The sequence below is a fragment of the Candidatus Polarisedimenticolia bacterium genome, from assembly GCA_035764505.1.
In the GTDB taxonomy this organism is placed as follows: domain Bacteria; phylum Acidobacteriota; class Polarisedimenticolia; order Gp22-AA2; family AA152; genus AA152.
In genome coordinates this window covers 1-20,224 of sequence record DASTZC010000011.1, presented here as the reverse complement: position 1 = coordinate 20,224, position 20,224 = coordinate 1, and the positions used below count along the sequence as shown (strand labels likewise).

Below are 20,224 nucleotides of genomic sequence, written 5' to 3'. Positions count from 1 at the left end.
GGGGCGAGCGGCGCCGGCGCCGAGGCCCAGGACCCCCGCATCGGGCACCAGCCGCCACAGGGCCGCGCCGGCGGCGGCGCCGCAGGCCGCGCCCAGGGCCGCTCCCGCGAGCACCCGGATCTCTACGCGCCGTGCCAGAGTCTCGAGCAGGAAGCCGGCGCCGCACAGCAGCGCCGCCGCTGCGAAACCCCTGAAATCAGGGGGATTCGATGAAAGAGGAAAGATCTGCAGGGCCAGGGCCAGGGCAAAGACGATGAAGATGGTTCTCAGGATCCATTGCATCATGTCGCGCGCCTCCGCGTTGACGTTGCAACGACCGGCGGGATTATAGCAATGATTCCACCGCCTCCGAAATCGTGGAGGCGCCGACCGCCTCGATGGGGAGATCCTTCGGGAGGTCCTTCAGGTTGGGGCGGGGCAGGACGGCCCGCGTGAAGCCCATGCGGTGCGCTTCGCGCAGGCGCTCGGCGGCCCGCGCGACGGCGCGAACCTCGCCGGTGAGGCCCACCTCGCCGAAGGCGACGGTGTCGGGACGCGCGGGACGGTTCAGGGCGCTGGAGGCGACGGCGCAGCAGGCCGGCAGGTCGGCGGCGACCTCCGACAGGCGCACGCCGCCGGCGGCGTTGACGAACACCTCCTCCGAGGCGAGCGCAATCCCGGCGCGCTTCTCCAGGATCGCCAGGAGCATCGACACCCGAACGGGATCGATCCCGGTGGCGGACCGGCGCGCTGATCCGGGGCCCGCCGCGGCGACCAGGGCCTGGATCTCGACGAGGAAGGGGAGCGAGCCCTCGAGGGAGCAGAAGACCACCGATCCGGGGACGCCGCGCCGCGGGTGCCCCATGAACAGGGCGGACGGATTCTCGATGCAGCGCAGGCCGGCTTCCGCCATCTCGAAGACCGCCGCTTCTCCGGCAGGGCCGAAGCGGTTCTTGACGCAGCGCACCATCCGGTGGGCGAGCGCGCCGTCGCCGTCGAAGTAGAGCACCGTGTCCACCAGGTGCTCCAGGGCCTTCGGACCTGCCAGCGTTCCTTCCTTTGTCACGTGTCCGATCAGAAAGAGGGCGGTGTCGGCGCGCTTCGCATGCTCGAGCAGGCGCGCGGCGCATTCGCGCACCTGCGCCAGGCTGCCGGCAGGAGAATCGAGTGCGGCGCATGCCAGGGTCTGGATCGAATCAATCAGCAGGACGGCGGGATGGAGCCGTTCGGCCGCTTCCAGGACACGCTCCAGGGAGTGCTCCGGCAGGAGGAGGATTTCTCCCGTGCCGACGCCTATCCGGCGGGCCCGCAGCGCCACCTGCGCGCCCGATTCCTCGCCCGTGACGTAGAGGATCTTCCCGGTTCCCCGGGCCAATCCGGCGGCGCACTGCAGCAGGAGGGTTGATTTGCCGATGCCGGGCTCGCCGCCGATGAGCACTCCCATGCCGGGTAGGATGCCGCCTCCCAGGACCCGATCCATGGAGGCCATGCCGGTCGTGAAACGGCGCAGCGCCGCGCCGCCCAGGTAGGCTTCGACCGTCCGGGCCTCGGAAGGGGGTACAGACGCTGCCGCCGGACGCCGTCCGCCGCCGGAGACGAAGCGGGAATCCTCCATCAGGGAGTTCCAGGCCTGGCAGGCGGGGCAGCGGCCGAGCCACTTAGGGCTTTCGTTGCCGCACTCGCCGCAGACGAAAACGGCGGTCTTCATCGGTTCTCCCCCGTGTCGCCGAAGCGGCTGCGCACGGCCACGACCCGATCGCCGCGCCGGTAGAGACGCGGCACCCGCCAGCCGATGCCGCAGAGAACCTCCCAGGAGATCGTTCCGGCGTCCGCGGCGACCTGATCGGCCCCCTGGAATGAATCGCCCTGTCCGCCGATGAGGACCGCCTCGTCTCCGGCGCGCGCCAGCGGAATCTCCGTCACGTCGAGCGTCGTCAGGTCCATGCTCACGCGCCCGACGATGGGAGCGGGTTGTCCGCCTACCAGGAAGCGGCCGCGGTTGGAGAGCGAGCGCATGACGCCGTCGTCGTAGCCCGCGGCAACCGTCGCGATGCGCGACGGCTTCCGCGCCACGAAGGTTGCGCCGTAACCGACCGCGTCCCCGGGCTCGATCTCCTTCAGCAGCACGATGCGCGTCGACAGCCGCAGGACGGGACGCAGCGGTGCCTCCGGCAGCAGCGCCGAAGGGCGGTAGCCGTACAGAAGCAGCCCGGGGCGCACCATCGACAGCCAGGCGGGAGGACGTGCGAGGACCGCGGCGGAATTCGCCAGATGGATCAGGGGAGGATTCAATCCGCGCTCGCGGGCCGCGGAAAGCACTTTGGCAAAGCGCTCGATCTGCATCGCCGTGAGCTCCGACGAGGGGTCGTCGGCGCAGGCGAAATGGGAGAAGATGCCCTGCAGCTCGAGGTGGGTGCGGCGGACGAGATCGTCGAGCAGTGGCGTGCAGCGGTCCCAGCGGATTCCGAGCCGCCCCATGCCGGTGTCGATCTTGAGATGCAGCGGCTGCCGGCGGCCGGCCGCCGCGGCGCAGCGCTGCAGCGCGTCGATCTGGTCGGGACGGAAGAGCGCGGGAGTTACTTCGAGGCGCAGCACTTCGGGCATCTGCGCCGGCTCCAGGGCCCCCATCACCAGGATCGGAAGCGTCACGCCGGCGCCGCGCAGCTCGCGCGCCTCCTCCAGCAGCGCCACCGCCAGGTGCTCCACGCCGGCGGATTGCAGGCAGCGGGCGACCTCGACCGCCCCGTGGCCGTAGGCATTCGCCTTCACTACCGCCAGGACGGGCAGACCGCCGGTTCGCTGCCGCGCCCAGGCCAGGTTGGCCTCCAAGGCGTCGAGGGACACCTCGGCCCTCGTCGGGCGCAGCGTGGCGAGATCGGGAAAGCTCACTCGGCGCGCCACTCCGGCTCGTCCACGCGCGTCTCGAACTTGGTGTAATGCTTGAGGAAGGCCAGCGGGACCATGCCGATGGGCCCGTTGCGCTGCTTGGCGATGATCAGCTCCGCCTTGCCGCGATTGTCGTCGGTGGGTTTGTAGACTTCCTCGCGATAGATGAACAGCACGACGTCGGCGTCCTGTTCGATGGCGCCCGACTCGCGCAGATCGGACAGCAGCGGGCGCCGGTCGCCGCCGCGGGTCTCGGGGGCCCGCGACAGCTGCGAGATGGCGATCACCGGCACCTGCAGCTCCTTGGCGAGCTCCTTCAGGGAGCGTGAGATCTCGGAGATTTCCTGGGTGCGGTTCTCGGATGCGCGGCCGCGGATCAGCTGCAGGTAATCGACGATCAGCAGGTCCAGCGAGTGCTCGCTCTTCAGGCGACGCGCCTTGGCGCGCATCTCCAGGACGCTGATGCCGGCCGAGTCGTCGATGAAGATGCCGGCCGAGGAGAGCTTGGCGAAGGCCTCGGTCAGCTTCTTCCAGTCGTCCTTGGAGAGGCGCCCCGTGCGCAGGAGGTGGGCGTCGATGCGGCCCAGCGAGCAGAGCATCCTCAGGAAGAGCTGCTCCTTGGACATTTCGAGGGAGAAGATGCCGATCTTCTTGCGCTCCAGGATTGCCGAGTTCTGCGCCAGGTTGAGGCAGAAGGTTGTCTTGCCCATCGCGGGACGCGCCGCCACCACGATCAGGTCCGTTTTCTGCAGCCCGGCCGTGTACTCGTCCAGCTTCTCGTAGCCGGTGGCCAGCCCGGTGAGCAGCGAGCGCTTCTCGGTCAGCTCCTCGATGACTTTGAGCGAGCTGTCGGCGATGGCGCGGATCGACAGGAACCCTCCCGTCATCGAGTCCTGGGCGATCCGGAAGATCGATGATTCCGCCCGATCCAGGATCTCCTCGACATCGTCCTCGGCCTTGTAGCAGTCGGTGAGGATGCGCGAGGCGGAGCTGATCAGGCCGCGCAGCACCGATTTCTCCTTGACGATGCGCGCGTAGTACTCGACGTGGGTGGAGGTCGGCACGCCGTCGGCCAGCGAGGCGATGTAGGCGGGACCGCCGACCGATTCGAGGTCCCCGGCACGCCCCAGCTCCTCCTTGAGGGTGATCTCGTCGATCGCCGTGGAGCGCTCGGAAAGGACCTCCATCACCTTGTAGATCTTGCGGTGGTTGTCGCGGTAGAAATCCCCCTCGCGCAGGATCTCCTGCGCCCGGTTGATCGCCTGGTTGTCGATCAGGATCGAGCCGAGGACCGAGCGCTCGGCGTCCATGCTGTGAGGGAGGTTCTTCTCGAGCGTGATGTCGCTGGCCATGTCGGTGTCGAGGAGATCGTTCCGGCTCGAATCAGCTCTCCGAAGGAGAGGCACTATAGCACACCCTCCCGTTCCGCCTGCCGGCGGAAAGACGAAACTCGGATCGCGTTGACCGGGGACGGTCGCTATGCTAGCTTTCGCCTCGGCCGGAGTAGAAAGGACGGTCGCCGCCCGGTAAGCGCGGGGGGAGGAAAGTCCGGACTCCACAGGGCATTGCGCTGGGTAACGCCCAGTCGCGGCAACGCGAAGGAAAGTGCCACAGAAAATACACCGCCTGGGCCGCTCACGAACCTGCGCCGCAAGGCGTCGGGTGGGCTCCGGTAAGGGTGAAAAGGTGCGGTAAGAGCGCACCAGTGCCCCGGGTGACCGGGGCAGCTCGGTAAACCCCGCAAGGAGCAAGGCCAAATAGGGAAGCGCACGAGGTGGCCCGCCTCCAGCTTCCGGGTAGGCCGCAGGGCCTGGGAGCAATCCCAGGTTCCCGGCGGGAGCAATTCCGCCGGTAGAGGAATGACCGTCATCCGGCCTCGCGGCCGGAGACAGAATCCGGCTTATTTTCTACTCCGACCGAACAGCGCATCACCATCCTGAGATCACGCAGGATTTCCCGCATCGATGGACTCCGGTAGCGATCCCCAGCATCTGAAGCAGGAGGCCTCGCGCCTGGCGGCCTCCATGGCTGAGGATCTCTTCGCCTTCAGCAAGGCGCTGTACGACGATCCGGAGCTGAGCCTGGAGGAGGTGCGCGCCGCGCGCAGTCTCACCGAGGCGCTGGAGCGCGAGAACTTCCAGGTGGCGCGCGGCGTCGCCAACCTTCCCACCTCCTTCGTGGCCGTGGCGCGCGGCGCGCATCCCGGCCCGTCGGTCGGCATCCTGGCGGAATACGACGCGCTGCCCGACGTCGGGCACGGCTGCGGCCACAACCTGATCGCCACCTGCGCCCTCGGCGCGGGGCGCGTGCTCGGGAGGCTGCGGCACCGCCTTCCCGGAGAGATCCGCGTCATCGGCACGCCGGCCGAGGAGACGGTGGGCGGCAAGGTCCTGATGGAGCGCGACGGGGTCTTCGGCGGGCTGGATGCCGCCATGATGATCCACCCCGGCACCGAGTTCCGCGTCTACACCACCTCGCTCGCCTGCCAGTCGATCCAGGTCACCTTCGAAGGCAAGGCGGCGCACGCGGTGGTGTCGCCCGACAAAGGGGTGAACGCGCTCGATCCCCTGGTCCAGCTCTACGTGGCGGTCGACGCAATGCGCAAGAGCCTCACCTCGGAGGTGCGCATTCCGGGGGTCATCGTGGAGGGAGGCAAGAGGGCCAACCTCGTTCCCGAGAGGGCGGTGGGCAGGTTCTCGATCCGGGCGCGCGATCGTCATGCCGTGGAGGCGATCCTGGAGCGCATCCTCCGTCTGGCGCATGGCCTGGCCGCGGCTTCTGGCGCCCGGGTCACGATCGGGCGGGTGGACGAGACCTACGATGCCATGCTCACCAACACGGTCCTGGCCCGGTTGTTCAAGGAAAACCTCAAGTCTCTCGGCGAGGAGACCAATGATGCGCCGCGCGAGCGCATGGGCTCGCTGGACATGGGCAATGTCAGCTATGCCGTGCCGGCGCTGCATGCCTACGTCGCCGTGGCGCCGGCGAGCCACGCGCTGCACACTCGCGAGTTCGCCGCCGCGACCCTGTCGGACATGGGCCGCAAGGGGATGCTCCTGGGAGTCCAGGCGCTGGCGATGACCGCCATCGATCTCCTGGCGCGTCCCGACGCCATGTCGGCGGCGCGGGCGGAGTTCACGGCCGCCTGCGGACGGGGCTGCTCTTGAAGGTGTGCCTGCCCCCGCCTCTAAAGCCGGGTGCGCGGCTCGGGGTGGTGGCGCCGGCGGGACCGATCCGTGCCGCCCAGCTGCGTGCCGGGCTCGCATATCTCAAGGAGCGCGGCTACCGCGTCGTGGAGGGAAGCCACCTGCGCGATCGACGCGGCTACCTGGCGGGGACGGACGCCGGCCGCGCGGCCGATTTGAACCGGGCGATGGCCGACCGGAGCCTCGACGCAGTCGTCTTCGCGCGCGGCGGCTATGGCAGCGCGCGGTTCCTGGATCGTCTCGACTTCTCTCCTTTGCGCCGGCGCCCGAAGCTGTTCCTGGGCTATTCCGACATCACCGCCTTTTACGCGGCTTTGCAGCAGTCCACCGGCATCCCCGGCTTCTACGGCCCGATGGTCCTCAACTTCAATGCTCCCGGGCGCGAGTTCCATGAAGGCTCCCTTTGGCGGGTCCTGGAGCGCCGTCCCGGCTGGACGCGCTTCCGCTTCTCGCGGCGCGGCGTCGTGCGGGGCGGGGTGGCGTCGGGAAGATTGATCGGCGGCTGCCTGTCGCTGCTGGTGTCGCTGGTGGGCACGAAGTACGACATCGACACGCGCGGTGCGATCCTGTTCTGGGAGGAGGTCGACGAGGAGCCTTACAAGATCGACAGGATGCTCAACCATCTCAGGATGGCCGGGAAGCTCGCACGGCTGCGGGGAATGATCGTGGGAAAGCTGCACCGCTGCGGCCCGCGGCCGGGGACGCGGGCTTTGAGCCTTCAGGAGATCCTGAAGGATCACCTGGCGGGGACTTCGTTTCCAGTGGTCACGGGCTTCCCCGCCGGACACGCTCCGGGAAAGGTGACTCTTCCTCTCGGGCTGCCCGCCAGGCTGGACACCGCCGCGGGGGATCTGCGCCTCCTCGTCCCGCCCGGGATCAGGGAATGACTTTGAAGGAAATCTCCACCGGATCCGCCGCCACCTTCGCCACCTCGTCCGAGACTTTGATCAGCAGCTTGTAGTCTCCTTCCACCCACCCTTTCTGGGTGGGCGTCGACTTCACCAGCGGAAACGAGAAAGCCTCCACCTGGCTGCTGCGGGTCAGCACCTGCGGTGCGGCGACCGCCCGGTACTCTCCTTTCTGCAGGAGCAGGAAGTCGTATTCGACCCGCAGGTTCGGCTTGCCGGTGGCGGGATCGGGGGCGGCATTGTAGATCTGATAGTACCAGGCGATGTTGGATCCGAGGTGGAAAGTGGGGACCATCGCCGGCACGATGCGGAACGCGCCGAGGTAGTAAGGCGCCCGCTTGCCTTCGCCGGCATCGGGCGGTGTTTCGGGGCCCTTCAGCCGCGAGGACAGCATCACGGTGCTCAGCTTCAGCGCGCCGGAGGAGAGGTCGGGAATCTCCAGCGGCTGGCGCACCAGGCCGACCTTGCCGGAGGCGGGGTCGCGGATCCCGGCCAGGATCGAGTAGCGGCCCGGGTGAGCTCCCGCGCCACCCTGGAAGACGAGCATGGTCTCGACGGGATCGGTGTTCTCGGGCTGGGCGGCCACGAAGCTGTCGGCGGCCGCCAGGGTGACGGCGGCCTGGTCGGCCGAATACGGAATCAGCCGCGCGAAGGCCACCACCCCGGCTCCGGCCGCATCCTGCTTCGGCACCCCCAGGGTCACCAGGACGAAGGTGTCTCCCTTGGTGGCCTGGTAGAGATCGGTGCGCAGCGAGACCGGGAAGGCCGTCGGCAGCGTGTCGTTCAGCGCGTTGTCGTCGAGGATTTTCGATTCCTCCGTCTTCACCTCCGCGACGGGCGCCGCCTCGATCTGAACCGGGGCTTCCGGCGCCTTCGGCTTGGGAGCGTAAATCTCCGCGGCCTTCGGGCCGAGCCCGCGCAGGAAATCGTTGGCGGCCACGATCTGCTCGAACCCCTTGCGGCCCAAAAGCAACGGGTTGCCGCTGGAGGCGCTGCTGAACTGGATCGTGAAGGTCGAAGGGTTGACGTTGGGAATGTTCTCGAAGACCCAGTCGGTGGTCTTGCCCGGCGGCGGAAGCTTGGTGGCGCGTCCCAGGAGGAGGTAGACCTGGCCGCGATCACTGAGGGCGCCGGGATCGGTCGTCTGCTGGAACAGTCTCTCCGCCTCGCCCACGCGCTTCCAGAAAAGATCGGCGAACTCGTTCTCCGGGGTGCCCGGCGTCGGGTCCCTGCGCGCCCAGAAATCCGTAACGAACTTGGCGACTTCCTCGTCCGTCTTCAGCGTCTTGAACTGCTTCTCTTCTTCCACCGTGACCAGGGCGCGGACCGGGCCCCGGATCCACTTCTTGGTCGGCTTGTCCCATTCCGCGCGCGGGTCGGCGGCGAAGCCGGCGGAGCCGAGCAGGCAGGCGCCGGCCAGGATCAGCAGGAAGCGTCGCATGGTCATGCTCTTACCTCGGTCGCAGGCGTTGTGCCGGAGTCGACCCGGCGTCTCGGGTCGATGGCAGGACCCGTGTCTTCTGCGGAGCGCTGATTATAGGCAAGCGTCGAGTGAAAATCCAAGCGGCTCAGGGAGGGGCGGGAACCACCCGGAAGCCGGCGGTCCCCGAGGCCACCGCTCCCCCAATCCGGTCCTTGACGGTGACCGTCAGGAGGTACTCCCCGACAGGCCACCCTTTGAGGGTCACGCGATAGGCATGGCTGGGGGCCTGGTTGTCCTCGATGGCCACCGGCTTTCCGAGCGGACGGTAGATCCCCTCGGAGCGGGCCGCCACGCTGTAATAGATGTCCAGGTGGGGCCTCCCTTCCTGGAGGGCGGCGTCATAGACCTGGAAGTAGAAGCCGAAATCGGAGCCGACCATGTAGTCGGCCCCCAGCTTCGGGACTACCCGGAGCTGGCCGATCGAGAAGGGGCCGGCGGCCTCCCCGTCCGGCGAGGGGCCGAGATCCTCCGCCAGGACGGGCCCGCCGAGGATCAATGAGGATCCGGAGAAATCGGGCGCTACGACGGTGGCCACACCGCTGCCGGCCCGTTCGCCAGCGCGGGCTGAGAAGCTCACGTGGTAGGTTCCCGGCGGGATGAGGCCGCGCACCTCGAAGAGGACCTGATCTTCACCCTGGACCTTCTGTACCGGCCAGCGGTCGGAGAAGGGGCGCTTCGAGGAGAACTGGTAGGCCTGCGGAGGATCTCCGGTCCTCTCGAGGCTGCCGAAGATCTCCAACTCGGAGTTTTCGGCCGAGCGGGCAATGTCGGCCGGAACGCCGACCGCGAGCAGCGCCACGGTCCCTCCATCGCCGCGGAAGAAGGCGATGCCGTGGCGCACCGGGAACATCCCGAAGAATTCCGAGGCGCTGACCCGTCCTTCCGGGGCGATGGTGGGATCCATCTTTTCGAAGAGAGTTCCCTTCGCCCAGGTCGACAGGTTCTCGAAGCTCCGCATCTTGTCCTCGAACCGGTTGGCAGCCTGGCCTGGGCTGAGGACCGCGCCCCCGGAGCGCGAGGAGGCATACTTGCCGTGATCGGCGACCGGCGGCTCATAGCGGAACGCGGCATTGAGGCTTTGCGACAGCTCGAACTCGCCGGTGGCATTTTTGACGAAGGTGATCGTCTCGCCCGCCATCGCTTCGGGATTGGGCAGGCTGCGGTAGATCCACTCGACCGCGCCGCGCTGGCCGAGCGGCAGGTCATGCAGTGCCCCTCGCCGGATACCGTCCTGCCAGTGGGTCGGGTCGAGCTCGCCGACCGACGGCACGGCGTAGGTCGCGATCTCGTCGGGGGGGCCCAGGATGACGTAGATACGGCCGCGGTCGGTGCGCCATCCGGCCAGCGTGGTGGTGGCGAACAGCTCGTCGGCGGAGCTGACCCTCTTCCAGAAGGTTTCTTCGGCGGCGTTACCCGGGGTGTAAGGATCGGGGTCGCGCGACGCCCAGAAGCGGGCGATGAAACCGGCTCGGTCCGCGGAGGTCTTCAGCGATCGGAACTCGCGCTCCTCGGCGCTGGTCAGAGCGTAGCGTACCGGACCTTGCGACCATTCGGGCACCGGCTGGTTCCATTGATTCCGCTCCTGCGCCGCCGTGAGGGGCACCGGCGCCGGCAAGGCCTGGGCGAATCCCTGCGCAAAAGCGAGGCATGCGACCCATCCGGTGACGCGCGACCGAATCGAGGAAGTCATCTTTTGCCAGCTCCGCGTTGGCCTTGCGGCGGATCCGGAGAATCCGTGAGAATGACGCTTGCTCGCATCGTAGGACGCACATTCACAACGAGTCAAGATCGGGACGCGGAGGCGGGGTGCGGACCCTGAAGCTTACCCTTCACTACCTGGGAGCCCGTTACCAGGGATGGCAGCTCCAGCCCGGACGGCCCACGATCCAGGGAGAGCTGGAAACGGCGCTCGCGGCGCTTACCGGAGAGCCGATCCGGGTGGTTGGCGCCGGGCGGACGGATGCCGGCGTGCATGCCCGCGGCCAGGTGGCCTCGCTGACCCTGGTCTCGAAGATTCCGCCGCGCGGCATCCTCCTCGGAACGAATGACCGGCTCCCTGCGGACATCCGCTTGATGGCCGTCGAAGAGGTGGCCGAAGGGTTCCACGCCCGTCACGACGCGCGGTGGAAGGATTATGCCTACCGCTTCTCTACGGCGCCGGTGATCTCGCCCTTCCTGGCGCCTGTGGTTACCCAGGTGCGCTCCCCTTTGGACAGGCGGCGCATGGAGGAAGCAGCGGAGTGCTTCCTGGGAGAGCACGACCTTGCGGCCTTCTGCGGCGCCGAAGGGCGATTGAAGCAGACCCGCCGGCGCATCACCGTGTCGCGCCTCGCCGACGAAGACGAGGAGGTCGTGGCCTACTGGATTCGCGCGTCGGGCTTCCTGCAGCATCTGGTGCGCACCATCGCGGGAACCCTGATCGAGGTGGGGCGGGGGAGAATTGATCCCGAAGCCATCCCCGGGATCCTCGTGTCCCGCGATCGTTGCCGTGCCGGGCCGACGGCCCCGTCCGGCGGGTTGACCCTGGAGCAAGTCGCCTATGATGACGCGGCCCGAATTCTTGCGACCCCCAGAGGGGTGTGATAGCATTCTTGCGCCACGTGGTTCCACCCTTTCCGCGCCGGCGGGGCGATTTCGGATGATCAATCTGGAAGGCTTCATCACGAGGGGCTCGGAGGAAGAGCGCCTCCTGCAGGGGATCGATCCGGCACGCCTGCCCCGCCACATCGCCATCATCATGGACGGCAACGGCCGCTGGGCCCGCGCCCGCAGCCTCCCCCGCGTGGCCGGGCACCGCGCCGGCATTGCCTCGGTGCGCGACATCGTGGAGACGGCCGCGCGCCTGGGAATCCAGGTGCTCACTCTCTACGCCTTCTCGGTCGAGAACTGGAAGCGGCCGCGCTCCGAAGTGAACACCTTGATGGATCTCCTGAAGGAATTCCTCAACCGCGAGCTGCAGACATTGATGCGCAATAACATCCGCTTCCAGGTGATCGGCCGCTTCGACGAGCTCGGGACTTCGGTGCAGCGCGAGCTGCGCAAGGGGATCGAGACCACCGCGCCGAACACCGGGCTGCTGTTCAACATCGCCCTGTCCTACGGCGGGCGCACCGAGATCGTCGATGCCTGCCGCCGGCTGATGGAGGAGCGCCTGCGCGGGACCGCCGGCTGGACGGAGCTTACCGAGGAAGTCTTCGAGCGCTACCTCTACACGGCCGGCCAGCCCGATCCCGACCTGCTGATCCGGACGAGTGGCGAGCTGCGCGTCAGCAACTTCCTGCTCTGGCAGATCGCCTACGCCGAGATCTGGGTCACGGAGACGCTGTGGCCCGACTTCCGGCGGCGCGAGCTGCTGCAGGCGATCAACGACTTCCAGAAGCGGGAGCGGCGCTACGGGCGCGTGCTGGAAGAGGCGGCTTCGCGGGCGCCGGCCAAGATCGGGGCCTGATCTCTTGCCTTCCCCGGACGGGAACCTTCCCGGATCTCCGCATCGATGAAGCGCGTGCTGTCGGCGGCGGTCTTCCTTCCCGTCTTCTATTTCCTGGTTCGCCTTCCTCCGATTTATTTCACGATGCTGATCGCCGCCGCCTGCGTGGTCGGTCTGCTGGAGCTGTACCGCCTGGCGGCCCTGCGCGGCGTGCGCTGCCACCGTCTCGCCGGATGCCTGCTGGCGCTGGCGGTGCTCTATACCTTCTTCGATGCGCGCTGGTCGCTTGCCGGGGTAGTGGTCGCCGGTGCGATGGCCGTCCCGTCGCTGTCGCTCTTCTCGAAGCGCGGCGTGGACGGCAGCTTGCCGGCCGACGCCCTGACGCTGTTCGGCGCTTTGTTCCTCGCCTCCTTCCTGGGCTACCAGGTGGCCCTGCGCCGCCTCGGCGACGAGCTGGGCGGAGATCTGATCTTTCTGCTCTTCCTGGTGGTGTGGGGCGGCGATGCTGCGGCCTACTATGTCGGATCGCTGGCCGGGCGCCGGCCGCTGCTTCCGAAAGTCAGCCCGAAGAAGACCGTGGAAGGCGCCCTGGCGGGTTTCCTCGGAAGCCTGGCCGGCGCGCTGATCGCGCGCGCCTGGTTCTTCCCTCAGCTGCGCTGGCGGGACTGCCTGATCCTCGGGGTAGGGCTGGCGGCGGCCGGCATCCTGGGAGACCTGGTGGAATCGATGTGGAAGCGCCACGCCGGAGCGAAGGACAGCGCCGCGCTGGTCCCGGGCCACGGCGGCATCCTGGATCGCTGCGACAGTCTTCTCTTTGGCGGGCCGATCCTTTACTATTACTTTTTGCACTGGATGGGATGAGTCTTTCTTCTCAACAGGATTCATGATGCACGAAGCCAAGACGTCTGACAGGACGCGGGTGGCGATTCTCGGCTCGACCGGCTCGGTCGGCACGCAGGCGCTGGATCTGATCGCCAGGTTCCCGCAGCGCTTCGAGGTGGTGGCCCTCGGGGCCGGATCGCGGGTCGATCTCCTGGCGGAGCAGGCGGCGCGCTTCCGTCCTCGTCTCGCCGCGATCGCGCGGCCGGAGCTGGGGACGGCGCTGGACAAAGCCTGCGCCCCGCTCGGGATCGAGGTCGCCTCGGGAGAGGAAGGGATGGTGCGGGCGGCGACGCACCCGCTCGCCGATCGGGTGGTGAGCGCCATCGTGGGGGCGGCGGGCCTCAAGCCGACCCTGGAGGCAATCCGCGCGCGCAAGACCCTCGCGCTGGCCAACAAGGAGGCGCTGGTAATGGCGGGCGAGCTGATGATGGGGGAGGCGGACCGCAGCGGCGCCCTGATCCTTCCGGTCGACAGCGAGCACTCGGCCCTGCACCAGTGCCTGCGCGGGGAGCGGCGCGAGGAGGTGCGGCGGCTGATCCTGACCTCCTCGGGCGGCCCCTTCCGCCTCGCCAGCCTCGAGCAGATGGCCAAAGCCGATCCGGAGGAAGCGCTGCGCCACCCGACCTGGAGCATGGGTCCCAAGATATCCATCGACTCGGCCACCCTGATGAACAAGGGGCTCGAGGTCATCGAGGCCCACTGGCTGTTCGGGATCGCGGCCGCCCGCATCGAAGTGCTGCTGCATCCGCAGAGTCTGGTGCATTCGATGGTCGAGATGTGCGACGGCTCGGTGATCTGCCAGATGGGGATCGCCGACATGCGCGGACCGCTGCAGTACGCCCTGAGCTTCCCGGATCGGTGGGAATCGCCCTTTCCACGGCTGGATCTCGCCTCGGCCTCCCCGCTGGAGTTCTACCCGCCCGATCGCGCCCGCTTCCCGTGCCTCGATCTGGCGACGGCGGCGCTGGAAGCCGGAGGCACGGCTCCGGCGGCGCTGAACGCGGCCAACGAGGTGGCGGTGAGCGCCTACCTGCGCCGCGGCGCGCGCCTGCCGGACATCCCGCGCACCATCGAGAAGGTCCTGGAGGAGCATGCCCCGGTCGCCGCCGATTCGCTCGGGGCGATCCTGCAGGCGGACGAGGCTGCCCGCCGGCGCGCCGAGCAGATCCTCGCGAAAGGGGTCGCGGCATGAATCCGTTCCTGAATCCGGAAAGCCTGATCGCGTTCGCGCTGCTGCTGGGTCCTCTGGTCCTGATCCACGAGCTGGGGCATTTCACCGTCGCCAAGATCCTCGGGATCAAGGTGGAGGTCTTCTCGGTCGGCTTCGGCCCGCGGCTGTTCGGCTTCAAGAAGGGGGACACCGATTACCGGCTGTCGCTGCTGCCTCTGGGCGGCTACGTCAAGATGCTCGGTGAGAATCCCGACGAGGCGCTGGCCGGCGACCCGCGCGAGTTCCTGAGCCGTCCCAAGCGGCACCGGCTCGCGGTCCTCGTGATGGGTCCCACCACCAACATCGTCGCCGCGATCGTGCTCATGGTCGGGGTCTACGTGGCCGGGATTCCCGAGCCGGCGTTCCTGTCGCAGCCGCCGGTGGTGGGCTACGTGGAGCCCGACTCTCCCGCCGCCAAGGTGGAGATCCAGCCGGGTGACCGAATCCTGCGCTTCGGCGATCGGGAGGTCCCCAACTGGTACGACCTGCACACGCACGTCGCCTTCTCGCCCGGGCAGTCGGTCACGGTCGACTTCGAAAGGAAAGGGGAGCACCTCAGCCGGACGATGCAGCTGGAGGCAGTCACCAGCTACCAGGTCGGCTACGCCGGCATCTTCCCCGAGATGCCTGCCCAGGTGGAGAACGTCGAGCCCGGCATGCCGGCCGACCGCGCCGGCATCAAGGTCGGCGATCGGGTCGTGGGCATCGACGGCGAGCCGATCATCCACTTCGAGAAGGCCACTCGGCTGTTCCAGGCCTCCGCCGGCAAGCCGCTGGCGCTCCAGGTGCGGCGCGGCGCCGCGTTGGTCGACCTGACGGTCGTTCCGGAGGAGTTCGAAGGCAAGGGACGCGTCGGCATCACCTGGAACCGCTCCCCCGAGGAGGCGCTCCGCAAGTACTCCTTTCCGCAGGCCGTCAGTCAGAGCCTGCGCTGGAATTACGAGAACGCCGGGCTTTTGTTCACCACCCTGGGCAAGCTCCTGACGCGCCAGATCTCCCCGCGCATGATGTCGGGGCCGATCGACATCTTCCGCATCTCCGGGCAGACCTTCGACCAGGGCTGGACACAGTTCTTCCTGATCATGGCGCTGGTCAGCCTGCAGCTCGGCGTGATCAACCTGCTTCCTTTTCCGGTCCTCGACGGCGGGCACATCCTCATCATCCTGGTGGAGGGGCTGATCCGGCGCGATCTGAGTCTCAAGATCAAGGAGCGGGTGATGCAGACCGGGTTCTACCTCCTGATCGGCCTGATGGGCGCCGTCATCTACCTGGACATCTCCAAGAACAGCGGCCTGCTGCGCGACGCGCTGAACACGATGTTCGGGCTGCTGGGCAGCAAGAGCAATCCTTGAGCGCCTCTCCCGTACTGTTCACCCCCGGTCCGACGCAGGTGCGCCCCGAGGTGCTGGAGGCCTTCGCCCGCCCGGTGATCTCGCATCGCGGTCCGGAGATTGCCGCCATCATCCGCGATGTCCTGCCGGCGCTGCGCGAGGTCTTCGGAGCCAAAGGCGACCTGCTGCTTTCCAGCTCCTCGGCCTCCGGGCTGATGGAGGGCGCCATCCGCAACCTGGTGGATCGCCGCTGCCTTCACCTGGTGTGCGGGGCCTTCGGCGAGCGCTGGAAGACCATTGCGCTGGACTGCGGGCGCGAGGCCGATGCGCTGCGGGTCGAGCCGGGCCAGCCGATCCGGCCGGAGGATCTGGACCGCGCCCTGCAGCAGGGGCAATATGAGGCGGTCTGCCTGACCCACAATGAGACCGCCACCGGCGTGACCAACCCGCTTGCGGCGATCGCGGAGGTCATGCGGCGCCACCCGGAGGTCCTCCTGCTGGTGGACGCGGTGAGCTCTTTGGGAGGGATGCCGGTCGAGGTGGACCGACACGGCATCGACGTCTGCCTCGCCTCGGTTCAGAAGGCGATGGCGCTGCCGCCCGGCTTCTCCCTGTGCGCCGTCTCGCCGCGGGCGCTGGCGCGCGCCCGGGAGATGAAGGGGCGCGGCTATTATTTCGATTTCGTCCGCCTGGCGGAGGCCTCGGCGAAGGGACAGCCTCTCGCCACCCCGTCGGTATCGCACCTCTCGGCGCTGCAGGCACAGCTGGACATCATGGCTCGCGAGGGACTGCCGGCCCGCTTCGCGCGCCACGAGGCGATGGCCGCGACGGTGCAGGCCTGGGCCCTGCAGCGTTTCGGCATCCTGGCGGCCGAAGGGTGCCGCTCTTCGACCGTCACCTGCGTCGTCAACACGCGCAAGATCGCCGTCGCCGATCTCCTGGCCCGCCTGAAGCAGCGCGGCTACCAGATCTCCAACGGCTACGGGGACCTCAAGGAAGTCACCTTCCGGATCGGCCACATGGGGGAGCACACGGTGCAGGAGGTGGAGGCGCTGCTGTCGCTGCTGGACGAGCTGCTCGCCGCATGAGCCGCGACACGATCCTGATCGCAGATCCGGTCGCCGAGGTGTGCGCCGAGATCTTCCGCCGCGCCGGGTGGGAGGTGGTGCGCCGTGACGCGGGGACAACCGGGGACCTGACGGCCGCCCTGAAGGAGGCGGTGGGGCTCGTGGTGCGCTCCGAGACGAAAGTCACGGAGGCGCTGCTCGATGCCGGAGCCAGGCTGCGCGTGGTGGGGCGCGCCGGCACCGGGGTCGACAACATCGATGTCGCCGCCGCCACGCGCCGCGGCGTGGTGGTGATGAACGCGCCCGGCGAGAACACCATCGCTGCGGCGGAGCACACCCTGTCGCTGATGCTGGCGCTGGCCCGCAACATCCCCGCCGCCGATCGGTCGATCAAGGCGGGACGATGGGAGCGGGGCCGCTTCATGGGGGTCGAGCTGTACGGCAAGACCCTCGGCGTGATCGGCCTGGGAAAGGTGGGCCGCGAGGTGGCCGCCCGGGCCCGGGCCTTCGGCATGGAGGTGCGCGGCTTCGACCCGTTCCTGCCGGAGGAGGTCTCCTCGCGCCTCGGCTTCACCATGCTGCCGTTGCCCGATCTGCTGGCGGTCTCCGACTTCCTCACCCTGCACGTTCCTCTCAATGATCAGACCCGCCATCTCCTGGGAGCGGAGACGCTGCAGCGCTGCAAGCCGGGTATCCGCATCGTGAACTGCGCCCGCGGCGGGATCGTCGACGAGGCGGCTCTGGCGCGTGCGCTGGATCAGGGGAAGGTGGCGGGCGCGGCGCTGGACGTCTTCGAGAAGGAGCCGCCTGCTTCCTCTCACCCGCTTGCCGCGCGCGACGAGGTGGTGGCGACGCCGCACCTGGGGGCTTCCACGGTGGAGGCGCAGGAGAAGGTGGCGGTGCGCATCGCCGAGCAGATGATTGCGTATCTGCAAAGAGGCTCGGTGGCCGGGGCTGTGAACGCGGATGCGATCGAGCCGGAGGTGTTCCGTGTCATCGCCCCCTGGATCGAGCTGTCGGAAAAGCTGGGACGCTTTCAGGCGCGGCTGGCGCCGGCCGCGGCCCGCGACCTGACGGTGGAGCTCAGCGGCGCGCTGCTGGAGCATCCCGTCACGCTGCTGGTCGCCGCGGTGCTGAAGGGCTTCCTGGAGGGCGTGGTCACCCAGCCGGTCAACCTGATCAATGCCCCCCTGCTGGCGCGCGAGATGGGGATCCGGGTGCAGGAAGTGCGCGCCTCCGATCCTTCGGACTACACCTCCCTCGTCGCGACACGCGTGACGACCGCCTCCGGCGACCGGACCATTGCCGGTACGCTGTTCGGCAAGCACGAGGCCCGGCTGGTGCGTCTCGACGAGTTCCGCTTCGACGCGGTGCCCGCCGGTGAGATGCTCATCTGCTCCAACGACGACCGCCCGGGGATGGTAGGGGTCCTCGGCACCCTCCTGGGGCAGGCCGCGATCAACATCGCCTCGCTTTCCCTGGGTCGGGACCACACCGGCGGCAAGGCGATCGCCATCTTCAACCTCGACAGCCCCGTGAGCCCCGATCTGCTGGAGCGCATCCGCTCCCTCAGCGGCATTCTATGGGCCGAGAGCGTCCGGCTCTGAGCATCTCGTAACAGCGCGACCATCCCGCGTCCCCGCGCGAACGCGCCGTACTCCGCGTCCGCGCGCGCGTGACTCGCCCGCCTGGCGGTCTCCTCGCGTCCTATCACGTGCATTTCTCTGAACTTGCCCCCCTCGCCCCGCGAGCGCCGCACGATGCGCGCCGCGCTGGCATTGCGCTTGCCTTGGTCCCCCCGCGAGGAGGAGACGATGGCTTCACCGGCAATGTCGCGCAAGGACCTGGAGCTTCTGGTGCTGAGAGCCCTCGGCGGCGAGCGCGTGCCGCTCCTTCTGGGCGGGAAACGGTTCACGCTGACCGTGGATCCGCTCTTCAAAGTCTGCGACGAGACGGATGGCTTCCTGTTCCTGTGCCTCGGCCTGTCCGGGCTGAAGACACGGCTGGATCGTCTCGCCGAGCCGCGGCCCGCGGGGCCGGAGAATCTGCATTCGAAGCTTGGGGGAGCGCAGGGATCCCACTAACCGATCGGCTCTCCATCGCTCGGAGGGTCCTTGCGGGGCGCGGAAGGGGGATCCGTCGATCCCCCCTCCCCCAAGATTTTTGTCGTGATTCCAGGGAAAGGAGGTGATGCGGTCCTTTCGTCCGATCCACCCACCCCGGCTCCCGGAGTTTTTCCCTAACGCACCAACCCAGAGGAGAACGTGAATGAAGACGATGTGGAAGAAGACGGGCGCCTGCCTGGCGCTGGGCGCCCTGGTTGCGCTGGCGCTGCTCGCGGCGCCGGCCACGGTGTACTCGGCCGCCACCGAGGAGAAGGCGGCGCGCCTCAACATCAACGCCGCCAGCGCCGACGACCTCGCCACGCTGCCCGGCATCGGCCCTTCCTACGCCAAGCGGATCATCGAGTACCGCGAGAAGAACGGCCCGTTCAAGCGGGTGGAGGATCTGCTCAATGTCCAGGGCATCGGCGAGAAGACGCTCGAGAGGATCCGCGACCGCGTCATGGTCGGATCGGGGAAGTAGGCCGGCCCCGGGGAACCCCGTCGGAGCTCGCGTTGAGAGGGAAGCGCGCTCCGGCGGGATCCCCGCGACCGGGTTCTCGCTGCTGGAATCCCTGGCGGCGATGGCCCTCCTCGCGGCGCTGATCGCGACGGCGGTGCCGCTGGTGGCACGGACGGTGGCGCGCGAGCGACTGCACGCCGCCTCGCTGGAGACGGCGCTGCTGTTCCGCGGCTTGCGCCAGCGCGCCGTCTCCGAAGGTCGCGCCTACGGCGTGCGCTTCACCGCCGCGACGGCGGGATGGACGTGCGAGCTGGCGCGCGACGGCAACGGCAACGGCATCAGAACCGCCGAGATTCTCTCGGGCAGGGACCCGCGGGTGGAGGGGCCTTGCGATCCGGCGCAGCGACACGAGGGGATTCGCATCGGGCTGCCCGCGACCGCGGTACCGCAGGTGCCGCCGGGCGCCGGGACGATCCCCACGCCGCAGGATCCGGTGAAGTTCGGCAGCGCCGATCTCGTGAGCTTCTCCCCCTCGGGATCGGTGTCCGGTGGGACTCTCTACCTGACCGACGGGGAACGCGTCGCCGCCGTGGTGGTGTACGGCCCGACCGGACGCATCCACCTGTTCCGCTATGACCCGGAGACCGGCTGGAGGGGAGGGTTCTGAGAATCCGGCTTCTCTCCGCCGGAGAGGGGAGGCAGGCAGGTAAGCAGGTCCTCGAAGCGCTCCAGGAAACGCTCCGCGCCGGCCGATAAGAGCGCTTCGCGCGACTCAGAACCGGTAGGGACGGCGAAGAAGGGGATGCCGGCGCGGCGCGCCGTTTCGTGGTCCACGAGCATGTCGCCGACCAGGATCGCCTCGTGCGGCTCGCAGCCCAGCTCCGTCAGACAGCGCCGCGCCATCTCCGGGTCGGGCTTCGCGGGCGCCAGGTCGGGGCCGTACAGGACAGGGAAGAGATCGCCCACGCCGAGGTGGTCCAGGATGCGGCGCGAAAAGTAGGCCGGCTTGTTGGTGATCACCGCCATGCAGTAGCCACGCGCCGCGAGCGCGCGCAGCGTGGCTGCCACGCCGGGTAGCAGGCGGCTCTTTTCCAGGCAGACGAGACGGTAGCGGTCCCGGAATATGCGGACCCCTTCCGCCACGTTCTCCTCGCCGAGCGCTTCGGCCATGAGGCTCTCGAGGCCGTGGCCCACGCGGCGCACCACTTGGGCATGCGTGAACGACGGGAGCGCAAAGGCCGAGCGCGCCGCATTGAGGCTCTCGGCGATCGCCTCGTACG

The 20,224-nt window shown here is 68.4% G+C and carries 19 protein-coding genes and 1 other RNA gene; 13 read left to right on the top strand and 7 right to left on the bottom strand.

The genetic code is table 11. The annotated features are described in order from the left end of the window. The 4 genes from VFW45_00695 to dnaB form a co-directional block, all read right to left on the bottom strand. A partial coding sequence (locus VFW45_00695; protein ID HEU5179281.1) for a hypothetical protein occupies positions 1 to 285 on the bottom strand: 285 nt, incomplete at its 3' end. A 40-nt stretch (positions 286 to 325) separates the two neighbouring features. Next, on the bottom strand, positions 326 to 1,687 hold the full coding sequence (gene radA / locus VFW45_00690; GenBank protein HEU5179280.1) for a DNA repair protein RadA: 1,362 nt from the start codon (positions 1,685 to 1,687) through the stop codon (positions 326 to 328). After that, positions 1,684 to 2,880 (bottom strand): alanine racemase, encoded by a 1,197-nt coding sequence (alr, locus tag VFW45_00685; GenBank protein HEU5179279.1) that lies wholly within the window; start codon positions 2,878 to 2,880, stop codon positions 1,684 to 1,686. The genes radA and alr overlap by 4 nt, the downstream gene beginning before the upstream one ends. Beyond that, positions 2,865 to 4,271, bottom strand: coding sequence for a replicative DNA helicase (gene dnaB / locus VFW45_00680; GenBank protein ID HEU5179278.1), 1,407 nt, complete (start codon positions 4,269 to 4,271; stop codon positions 2,865 to 2,867). The genes alr and dnaB overlap by 16 nt, the downstream gene beginning before the upstream one ends. A 94-nt stretch (positions 4,272 to 4,365) precedes the next feature. On the opposite strand from dnaB, the gene rnpB reads away from it, so the two are divergent. From rnpB to VFW45_00665, 3 genes are all read left to right on the top strand, one after another. Next, an RNA gene (gene rnpB, locus VFW45_00675) (RNase P RNA component class A) lies at positions 4,366 to 4,783 on the top strand. Positions 4,784 to 4,829: 46 nt separating this feature from the next. Then, a complete protein-coding gene (locus VFW45_00670; GenBank protein ID HEU5179277.1) occupies positions 4,830 to 6,032 on the top strand; it encodes a M20 family metallopeptidase in 1,203 nt (400 codons plus the stop codon). A gap of 2 nt (positions 6,033 to 6,034) precedes the next feature. Next, positions 6,035 to 6,958, top strand: coding sequence for an LD-carboxypeptidase (locus VFW45_00665; GenBank protein ID HEU5179276.1), 924 nt, complete (start codon positions 6,035 to 6,037; stop codon positions 6,956 to 6,958). Here the strand turns inward: VFW45_00665 and VFW45_00660 are convergent. Together VFW45_00660 and VFW45_00655 are read right to left on the bottom strand one after the other, a co-directional pair. Further along, a complete protein-coding gene (locus tag VFW45_00660) occupies positions 6,948 to 8,426 on the bottom strand; it encodes a GWxTD domain-containing protein (GenBank protein HEU5179275.1) in 1,479 nt (492 codons plus the stop codon). The genes VFW45_00665 and VFW45_00660 overlap by 11 nt on opposite strands. Before the next feature lie 121 nt (positions 8,427 to 8,547). Further along, positions 8,548 to 10,152 carry a GWxTD domain-containing protein gene (locus tag VFW45_00655; GenBank protein ID HEU5179274.1) on the bottom strand — a complete coding sequence of 535 codons (1,605 nt, stop codon included), beginning with the start codon at positions 10,150 to 10,152 and terminating at the stop codon, positions 8,548 to 8,550. Between the two features lie 116 nt (positions 10,153 to 10,268). On the opposite strand from VFW45_00655, the gene truA reads away from it, so the two are divergent. The 10 genes from truA to VFW45_00605 all read left to right on the top strand — a co-directional run bounded on the left by truA (position 10,269) and on the right by VFW45_00605 (position 19,611). Then, complete coding sequence (gene truA, locus VFW45_00650) at positions 10,269 to 11,045, top strand: tRNA pseudouridine(38-40) synthase TruA (GenBank protein HEU5179273.1); 777 nt, start codon at positions 10,269 to 10,271, stop codon at positions 11,043 to 11,045. A gap of 55 nt (positions 11,046 to 11,100) precedes the next feature. Then, on the top strand, positions 11,101 to 11,910 hold the full coding sequence (locus VFW45_00645; protein HEU5179272.1) for an isoprenyl transferase: 810 nt from the start codon (positions 11,101 to 11,103) through the stop codon (positions 11,908 to 11,910). Positions 11,911 to 11,955: 45 nt separating this feature from the next. Beyond that, complete coding sequence (locus tag VFW45_00640; GenBank protein HEU5179271.1) at positions 11,956 to 12,750, top strand: phosphatidate cytidylyltransferase; 795 nt, start codon at positions 11,956 to 11,958, stop codon at positions 12,748 to 12,750. 25 nt (positions 12,751 to 12,775) lie between these two features. Further along, positions 12,776 to 13,963 (top strand): 1-deoxy-D-xylulose-5-phosphate reductoisomerase, encoded by a 1,188-nt coding sequence (locus VFW45_00635; protein ID HEU5179270.1) that lies wholly within the window; start codon positions 12,776 to 12,778, stop codon positions 13,961 to 13,963. Continuing rightward, on the top strand, positions 13,960 to 15,333 hold the full coding sequence (rseP, locus tag VFW45_00630; GenBank protein HEU5179269.1) for an RIP metalloprotease RseP: 1,374 nt from the start codon (positions 13,960 to 13,962) through the stop codon (positions 15,331 to 15,333). The genes VFW45_00635 and rseP overlap by 4 nt, the downstream gene beginning before the upstream one ends. Continuing rightward, on the top strand, positions 15,330 to 16,400 hold the full coding sequence (locus VFW45_00625; GenBank protein HEU5179268.1) for an alanine--glyoxylate aminotransferase family protein: 1,071 nt from the start codon (positions 15,330 to 15,332) through the stop codon (positions 16,398 to 16,400). The genes rseP and VFW45_00625 overlap by 4 nt, the downstream gene beginning before the upstream one ends. Next, positions 16,397 to 17,986 (top strand): phosphoglycerate dehydrogenase, encoded by a 1,590-nt coding sequence (gene serA / locus VFW45_00620; protein ID HEU5179267.1) that lies wholly within the window; start codon positions 16,397 to 16,399, stop codon positions 17,984 to 17,986. The genes VFW45_00625 and serA overlap by 4 nt, the downstream gene beginning before the upstream one ends. A gap of 207 nt (positions 17,987 to 18,193) precedes the next feature. Further along, a complete protein-coding gene (locus tag VFW45_00615) occupies positions 18,194 to 18,463 on the top strand; it encodes a hypothetical protein (GenBank protein HEU5179266.1) in 270 nt (89 codons plus the stop codon). A 184-nt stretch (positions 18,464 to 18,647) separates the two neighbouring features. After that, a complete protein-coding gene (locus VFW45_00610) occupies positions 18,648 to 18,965 on the top strand; it encodes a helix-hairpin-helix domain-containing protein (protein ID HEU5179265.1) in 318 nt (105 codons plus the stop codon). 100 nt (positions 18,966 to 19,065) lie between these two features. After that, positions 19,066 to 19,611, top strand: coding sequence for a hypothetical protein (locus VFW45_00605; GenBank protein HEU5179264.1), 546 nt, complete (start codon positions 19,066 to 19,068; stop codon positions 19,609 to 19,611). Here the strand turns inward: VFW45_00605 and VFW45_00600 are convergent. Beyond that, the coding region (locus tag VFW45_00600; protein ID HEU5179263.1) for an HAD family hydrolase at positions 19,575 to 20,224 on the bottom strand (650 nt) is incomplete at its 5' end. The genes VFW45_00605 and VFW45_00600 overlap by 37 nt on opposite strands.

Excerpts from the sequence above, each read along its gene's own strand:
- VFW45_00660 (HEU5179275.1), bottom strand. The coding sequence starts at position 8,426 with ATGACCATGCGACGCTTCCTGCTGATCCTGGCCGGCGCCTGCCTGCTC.
- radA (HEU5179280.1), bottom strand. The coding sequence starts at position 1,687 with ATGAAGACCGCCGTTTTCGTCTGCGGCGAGTGCGGCAACGAAAGCCCT.
- VFW45_00640 (HEU5179271.1), top strand. The coding sequence starts at position 11,956 with ATGAAGCGCGTGCTGTCGGCGGCGGTCTTCCTTCCCGTCTTCTATTTC.
- VFW45_00605 (HEU5179264.1), top strand. The coding sequence starts at position 19,066 with ATGGCCCTCCTCGCGGCGCTGATCGCGACGGCGGTGCCGCTGGTGGCA.
- serA (HEU5179267.1), top strand. The coding sequence starts at position 16,397 with ATGAGCCGCGACACGATCCTGATCGCAGATCCGGTCGCCGAGGTGTGC.
- VFW45_00645 (HEU5179272.1), top strand. The coding sequence starts at position 11,101 with ATGATCAATCTGGAAGGCTTCATCACGAGGGGCTCGGAGGAAGAGCGC.
- rseP (HEU5179269.1), top strand. The coding sequence starts at position 13,960 with ATGAATCCGTTCCTGAATCCGGAAAGCCTGATCGCGTTCGCGCTGCTG.
- VFW45_00635 (HEU5179270.1), top strand. The coding sequence starts at position 12,776 with ATGCACGAAGCCAAGACGTCTGACAGGACGCGGGTGGCGATTCTCGGC.
- VFW45_00670 (HEU5179277.1), top strand. The coding sequence starts at position 4,830 with ATGGACTCCGGTAGCGATCCCCAGCATCTGAAGCAGGAGGCCTCGCGC.
- VFW45_00655 (HEU5179274.1), bottom strand. The coding sequence starts at position 10,152 with ATGACTTCCTCGATTCGGTCGCGCGTCACCGGATGGGTCGCATGCCTC.
- VFW45_00615 (HEU5179266.1), top strand. The coding sequence starts at position 18,194 with ATGGCTTCACCGGCAATGTCGCGCAAGGACCTGGAGCTTCTGGTGCTG.
- VFW45_00610 (HEU5179265.1), top strand. The coding sequence starts at position 18,648 with ATGAAGACGATGTGGAAGAAGACGGGCGCCTGCCTGGCGCTGGGCGCC.